This is a genomic window from Saliniramus sp., from assembly GCF_035311605.1.
Taxonomy (GTDB): domain Bacteria; phylum Pseudomonadota; class Alphaproteobacteria; order Rhizobiales; family Beijerinckiaceae; genus Saliniramus.
The window spans coordinates 1-6,452 of record NZ_DATGCW010000090.1; the positions used below are offsets into that span (position 1 = coordinate 1).

The window sequence follows — 6,452 nt, forward strand, 5'->3', positions numbered from 1 at the left end:
AAAGCAGGCCCTGGCGCTTCACCGAGAAGGAGGCGCTCGCCTTTTCCGGTCAGGACAAGGTGCCTGTGCTGGTCGATGGAGACACAGTCGTCTCCGATTCCTGGCAGATCGCCCTTTATCTCGAGCGCGCTTACCCGGATGCTCCGGCCCTGTTCGGGGGCGCGCAGGGCGAGGCGATGGCGCGGTTCATCGCGCATTGGTGCGACGGGGTGATGCTGCCGGGCATGATCACGCTGCTCGTTCACGACATCTGGAGCTGCCTCGATCCGCAATCGCAGCATTATTTCCGTGAGAGCCGTGAGAAGCGCTTCGGGCGCAAGCTGGAAGACATCGTCGCCGGGCGCGAGGAGCGGGTCGACGGTTTCCGCAAGGCATTGCGTCCCATGCGGATGGTTCTGACCGAGTATCCCTATCTCGCCGGTGAGGCGCCCGGTTACGCGGATTACGCGGCGTTCGGCGGCTTCATGTGGGCACGCTGCATCAGCCATTTCGAACTGCTGGAGCCGGATGATCCGGTGCATGCCTGGCGCGAGCGCATGCTTGATCTGCATGATGGCTACGCGCGCGCGGCCCGGCGGGTCGCCGCCTGACACGTGACGGGCTGCGGCGCGACGATGGTTAGGGAGAGCAGTCAGCGATGAGCGACAGTCACGACTTCTTCCCCGGATTCGCATCCGGCTACTTCGCCACGGAGCAGGGGCAGGTCTTTGTCCGCCATGGCGGAGAGGGGACGCCCGTGCTGCTGCTGCACGGTTTCCCGCAGACCCATGTCTGCTGGCACCGGGTGGCGGGGCAGCTTGCGAAGAACCATCACGTCGTGCTGATGGATATGCGCGGATACGGCTGGTCGAGTGCGCCGCACGGCGATGGCGGGCACGAGACCTATTCCAAGCGCGCCATGGGTCGCGATGCCGTGAAGGTGATGTCGGATCTGGGCTATACACGCTTCGCGCTGGTCGGGCATGACCGCGGCGCGCGGGTCGGCTACCGGCTCGCGCTTGAGCACCCGGGGCGGCTGACGCATCTGGGCCTGATCGACATCCTGCCCACGATCCGGGTCTGGGAGCGGATCGAATCCGGCGCGATACCCGGTGCGCATTGGGAGTTTCTCTCCCGCGCCGAGCCCGAACCGGAAGATGCAATCGGCAAGGATGCCATCGCTTTCTTCGAAAAACTGATGAGCGGATGGACGCAGGATGGCACACTCGATGCCTTCGACCGGCGCGCGCTCCAGGCCTATCGCAAGGCCTCCAACGATCCCTCGCGCATCCACGCCTTTTGTGAGGATTACCGCGCCGGCGCCACCGTGGATCGCGCGCAGGACGAGGCGGATCTTGCCTCCGGCAAAATCATTCTGGCGAAAACCTGCGTGATCTGGGGGGAGTTCTATCTCTCGGGCAGCGACGAGCCGGGATCGGTTACTGCGCTCGATGTGTGGCGCAACAGTTTTGCCCCGCGCGCCGAGGGTGGCGGCATCCGTTCGGGGCATTTCCTCGCCGAGGAGAACCCGCGCGACATGCTCGAAATTCTCGAACCCTTCCTGATGACCCCCGCCGACTGATCGCCACTCGTGGAGGCGCAGCACATGACAACCCCCACGATCGGTCTCGCTCTCGGCTCCGGCGGTGCGCGCGGGCTCGCGCATATCCCGTTGCTGGAAGTTTTTGACGAGCTCGGCCTGCGCCCCGATATCGTCGCCGGTGCCTCGATCGGTGCCATCATCGGCGCACCCTATTGCGCCGGGATTTCGGGAAAGGATCTGCGAGAATATCTTCTGAGCCAGGCCAGAGACCGTGCGCGCGCCATGGCAAGGCTCGTGGATGCGCGCGCAGCGGGGATTTTCGATATCCTGAAGGGTGAAGGTAACCTCTTCACCCTCGACGGCGAGAAGCTGCTCGACATCTACTGGCCAGACGGAATCCCCGAGACATTCGAAGAGCTTCAGACGCCATTGCTCGTGGCCACGACGGATTTCTTCCGCCGGGAGGGCGTCACCTTCGAGAAGGGGCCCCTGCGCCCTGCCGTAGCTGCATCACTGGCGATTCCCGGCGTGGTGAAGCCGGTGCAACATGAGGGGCGCACGCTGATTGATGGCGGCATCGTCAACCCGCTGCCCTTCGATCTGCTCTTCGACAAGGCCGATCACGTCATCGCCGTCGATGTTGCTGGCGGGCCGACCGAGGATGTGGAGCGGATGCCGGGCGGGTTCGAGCTCGGTATCGGCACGATCCAGATCATGCAGGAGGCGATCGTGCGCGCCAAGCTCGCAAGCCGGAGCCCGGAAGCCGTCATCAAGCCGGATATCGCGCATTTTTTCGTGCTCGAGTTCTTCAGCGCAGAGGATGTGCTGGCCGCCGGCGATGCCTGCAAGGACGCGATGAAACGGCATATCGAAGCCATTCTCGGCAATGTATAGCGCGCCCTTTTTCAAATAATAATATATTATATTTATAATTTTATGTTGCAATGCAATTTATAGTGGATAATCTTGGGTCATTCATTTCTTTTTTGGGTTTGCAGCCATGAATCAGATTGCATCATCGAGCGTACCGCCTTCGAAAGCTATCGCCACACCCCAGAGCCCCGGGCATAACGGCATGTTTGCCGCAGCTTTCGACACCGCGTCGAATCCGTCGAAAGCCCTGACCGGCCCGGCCGACAATCAGATCGCCGCGTTTCCGCTCGCCGCACCGGCGATCGGTGCGGGGACGGTTACGGCGGTGGCGATGGCCGTCGTGGCTTCAATCGGTGTCAGTTGGAACTCGCTCTCGAGAGATGAGCAGCGCATCGTGCGCGACACGGTGTGGAATGTCCTTACCGACATGGTGCAGCGCGGCGTCATCGGCCTGGGCCATATCGGCGACACGATCAGGAACCTGGCCCAGCTCCCGGGGGAGGTGGGATCCGCGCTCCGGCAAGCAGTGATGGACGCCCTGCAGTTGAATGCCCGTGTTCCGGACCTCAATGACGTCATCGATGCAGTGCATAGCCTCCCGGTGGTGAACGAGTGTCAGCCCCGGCGTCCGGAGGATCTCATCGGCATGTGTGGTGAATGCACGGCCGATGCCTATGGCCAGCTTCGCCAGGCGGGGATCAAACGGATCACCCAGGAGGCTGTCGCGAACGGGGCGCATTACGTGCTGGAAATCCAGACGAACCAGGGCGTCTATGTCCTCGATTGTACCATCGGACAGTTCGGCGGCACGGGGGACCCCAACGGCCCGTGGCAGGCTAACAATCTTCTCACGAACGGCAGCAACGCGGTTCTGATGAAGAAGGAGACCTATCACGAGCTTCTGCGGAGCCTGGTGGGACGCTTGTAAATCTGATCGCAGCGGTCGGATCGCCCGGCAAGACCCGCCTTACCCCACCTTGCCGTAGCCGGAGAAGCGCGCGGCGACCCGCTCCATCTCGGCCTCGTCGAGGATCACGGGGTCGAGCCCGGCGGCGAGGATGGTGAGATATTCGCCGGCGAGGTTTTCCACCTCCGCCGCGATGTTGTAGGCGCCCTCAATGGTTGCGCCGAGCGCCACAACGCCATGATTGGCCAGAAGCACCGCCTTGCGATCTTCGAGCCCGCGCACCACGGATTGCGCGAGTTCCGGCGTGCCGAAGGTGGCGTAATCGGCACAACGCACATCCGCGCCGCCGCAATAGGCGATCATGTAGTGGAAGGCGGGGATGGGTTTGCGTGCGCAGGCGAGCGCCGTTGCCTTCGGGCTATGGGTGTGGACGATCGCCTGCGCATCCGGGCGGGCCTCGTAGATCGCGGCGTGGAAGGGCCATTCCGAGGAGGGTTTGCCGACGCCCGTCACCGTCCCGTCGAGGCGCATGGTGACGAGGTCGTTCGGCGTCATACGCGCATAGGGCAGGCCGGAAGGCGTGATCATCATGCCGCCATCCGTGCGCGCGGAGACGTTGCCGGATTTGTTGGGTGCAAACCCCGCCGCATCCATTCGCTTCGCGGCCGCGACGATCGCCTCGCGCATATCGCTCATGCTCTGATCCCTACTCGTATTTGACCGCGACGGTCTTGAGATGCGCAAACCCGTAGAGCGCCTCGAAGCCCTTCTCACGGCCATGCCCGGATTTGCCGACGCCGCCGAAGGGCAGTTCGACACCGCCGCCGGCGCCGTAATTGTTCACGAAGACTTGCCCCGCCTTCAGCCTGCGCGCAAGCCGCATCTGCCGCCCGCCATCGCGCGTCCACACGCCGGCGACGAGGCCGTAATCCGTGCCGTTGGCGATGCGGATCGCATCCGCCTCGTCGTCGAACGGGATCAGTGCCAGAACCGGACCGAACACCTCGCGCTGGGCGAGGTCGGACTGCGGATCGACCGGGCCGAACAGGGCGGGGCGCACATAGTATCCGCCGCCGGGCGATGTGGGTGTGATCGCACCCTCGGCCAGCAACGGCGCGCCGGCTTCCTGCGCGGCCTCGACCATGGCGCGGATGCCGGCACGCTGCTTCTCGTTGATGATCGGGCCGATATCGGGATCGGTCAGCGCCGCGCCCACGCGCAGGTCCTTGAAGCGCTCGGCAATCAGTCCGGCGACGCGGTCGAAGATCGGGCGCTCGATCAGAACGCGCGAGCCGGCGGAGCAGGTCTGGCCGGCATTCTGGACCGCAGCGCGTACGAGAAAGGGCAGGGCGGCGTCGAGATCGGCGTCAGCGAAGACGATCTGCGGCGATTTTCCGCCGAGCTCCAGTGTCACCGGGATCACGTTGCGCCCGGCGGCCTGCTGCACCAGCGCCCCCGTCGTGACACTGCCGGTAAACGAGATATGCGCCACGCCCGGATGCACTGCCAGCGCCGCACCCGCCTCCGCGCCATAACCGGTGACGATGTTGAGAACGCCTTCGGGCAGCCCCGCCTCGGTGGAGAGCTCGCCCAGAATGAGGGCGGTGAGCGAGGCGTCCTCGCCGGGTTTCACCACGCAGGCATTGCCCATGGCGAGCGCCGCGCCGACGCTGCGCCCGATGATCTGCATCGGATAGTTCCACGGCACGATATGCCCGGTCACGCCATGCGGCTCGTACCAGGTCATCACGGCAAAGCCGTCCTGGTAGGGGATGGTGTCGCCATGGACCTTGTCGGCGGCGGCGCCGTAGAATTCGAAATAACGCGCGCAGGCCGCCGCATCCGCCCGCGCCTGGGAGAGCGGCTTGCCGACATCGCGCGCCTCGATATGCGCCAGCCGCTCGGCCTCGCGTTCGATCAGGGTCGAGAGCCGATGCAGGATGCGCCCACGCTCTGTCGCGCTCATGCGCCCCCAGGGCCCCTCCATCGCCTGCTGCGCGGCGGCAACGGCGGCATCGACATCCGCAGCGCCGCCGCGCGCGATCTCGGCGAAGGCCTCGCCCGCGCTCGGATCGATGACGGGGATCGTTTCGCGGTTGTCGGCCTCGATCCATTGGCCGGCGATCAGCAGGCGGGGGGCGGGGAGGGCATGCATGGGGTTACTCCAGAACCGAAAGCGCTTTGGCGAAGAAATCGGGGCTGCCGAAATTGCCGGATTTCAAAACGAGCCCGAGCGGCGCCGCGATCCCGCCGAGCGCGTGCGTGGCTGGCACGCCCGGGGCGATTTCCGGCCCGATCAGCAGCGCTTCGATACCCAGTGCATCGGTCACGGCTCCGGATGTCTCGCCGCCGGCAATGACGAGGCGTCGTACGCCGCTTTCCACCAGATGTGTCGCGCAGCGCGCCAGAAGCGCCTCGATCGCATGCCCGGCCGCATCGCGCCCGAAGCGCTCCTGGACACTCGCCACGACATCCGGCGGCGCGCTTGCGGCGATCAGGACGGGCGCCTCGCCCTCCTGCTGAGCGATCCAACCGGTGATCGCTTCGAAGGTCGCATCCGGCTCGGCGACGATCTGCATCGGATCGAGGCGCAAACTGGCGATGCCGGCTTCCTCCGCCCGGTCGATCTGCTCCAGCGTCGCCACCGAGCAGCTTCCCGAGAGAATCACCCCACGACCACCGATCGCAGGCAATGTCTCGGATTTGCCCTGTCCGGCGCGGCCCTCACGTACGAGTGCCGCAGCGATCCCTGCACCCAGCCCGGATCCGCCGGTGGAGAAGGGTGTGCGCGCGGCGGCTTCGCCGAGGATTTCCAGATGGCGGTCGGTCAGCGCATCAGCAATCGCCGCGATCTTGCCCGCACGGGCGAGCGCTTCGCGGGCTTCCGCCACGGCATCAGCGCCCTGCTCGACAGTGGCATAGGGGATGAGACCGACATCGCCCGCGCTCTGGCGGGCGAGGACGCGCACCAGATCGGGGTCATGCATCGGATTGAGCGGGTGATGGCGCAGCGGGCTCTCGCTCAGCAGGCGATCACCAACGAAGAGATGGCCGAGATAGACCGTGCGCGCCGCACCGGGAAAGGCCGGGCAGACGATCGGCGCATCCGCGCCCGTCGCCGCGCGCAGGGCGTCGGTGACGGGGCCGATA

Annotated in this window: 7 protein-coding genes; 4 read left to right on the forward strand and 3 right to left on the reverse strand. The window is 65.4% G+C overall.

What is annotated here, in order from left to right:
* The 4 genes from VKP01_RS04290 to VKP01_RS04305 form a co-directional block, all read left to right on the forward strand.
* Nucleotides 1-590 (forward strand): glutathione S-transferase family protein (locus VKP01_RS04290; RefSeq protein WP_324410602.1); only part of this gene is annotated, 590 nt, incomplete at its 5' end.
* A 47-nt stretch (nt 591-637) separates the two neighbouring features.
* Nucleotides 638-1,561 carry an alpha/beta hydrolase gene (locus VKP01_RS04295; RefSeq protein WP_324410604.1) on the forward strand — a complete coding sequence of 308 codons (924 nt, stop codon included), beginning with the start codon at nt 638-640 and terminating at the stop codon, nt 1,559-1,561.
* Nucleotides 1,562-1,585: 24 nt separating this feature from the next.
* Nucleotides 1,586-2,416, forward strand: a complete 831-nt coding sequence (locus VKP01_RS04300; RefSeq protein WP_324410606.1) for a patatin-like phospholipase family protein — start codon at nt 1,586-1,588, stop codon at nt 2,414-2,416.
* Between the two features lie 106 nt (nt 2,417-2,522).
* Nucleotides 2,523-3,323, forward strand: coding sequence for a hypothetical protein (locus VKP01_RS04305; RefSeq protein ID WP_324410608.1), 801 nt, complete (start codon nt 2,523-2,525; stop codon nt 3,321-3,323).
* Between the two features lie 39 nt (nt 3,324-3,362).
* Here the strand turns inward: VKP01_RS04305 and VKP01_RS04310 are convergent, their stop codons facing one another.
* The 3 genes from VKP01_RS04310 to otnK form a co-directional block, all read right to left on the reverse strand.
* Nucleotides 3,363-3,998 (reverse strand): class II aldolase/adducin family protein, encoded by a 636-nt coding sequence (locus VKP01_RS04310; RefSeq protein WP_324410610.1) that lies wholly within the window; start codon nt 3,996-3,998, stop codon nt 3,363-3,365.
* 10 nt (nt 3,999-4,008) lie between these two features.
* The gene (locus VKP01_RS04315; protein WP_324410612.1) at nt 4,009-5,457 is read right to left on the reverse strand and encodes an aldehyde dehydrogenase family protein; all 1,449 of its coding nucleotides are present in this window, start codon (nt 5,455-5,457) and stop codon (nt 4,009-4,011) included.
* Between the two features lie 4 nt (nt 5,458-5,461).
* A partial coding sequence (otnK, locus tag VKP01_RS04320; protein ID WP_324410614.1) for a 3-oxo-tetronate kinase occupies nt 5,462-6,452 on the reverse strand: 991 nt, incomplete at its 5' end.

Coding starts and splice junctions, on each gene's coding strand:
- VKP01_RS04295 (WP_324410604.1), top strand. CDS start 638: ATGAGCGACAGTCACGACTTCTTCCCCGGATTCGCATCCGGCTACTTC.
- VKP01_RS04300 (WP_324410606.1), top strand. CDS start 1,586: ATGACAACCCCCACGATCGGTCTCGCTCTCGGCTCCGGCGGTGCGCGC.
- VKP01_RS04310 (WP_324410610.1), bottom strand. CDS start 3,998: ATGAGCGATATGCGCGAGGCGATCGTCGCGGCCGCGAAGCGAATGGAT.
- VKP01_RS04305 (WP_324410608.1), top strand. CDS start 2,523: ATGAATCAGATTGCATCATCGAGCGTACCGCCTTCGAAAGCTATCGCC.
- VKP01_RS04315 (WP_324410612.1), bottom strand. CDS start 5,457: ATGCATGCCCTCCCCGCCCCCCGCCTGCTGATCGCCGGCCAATGGATC.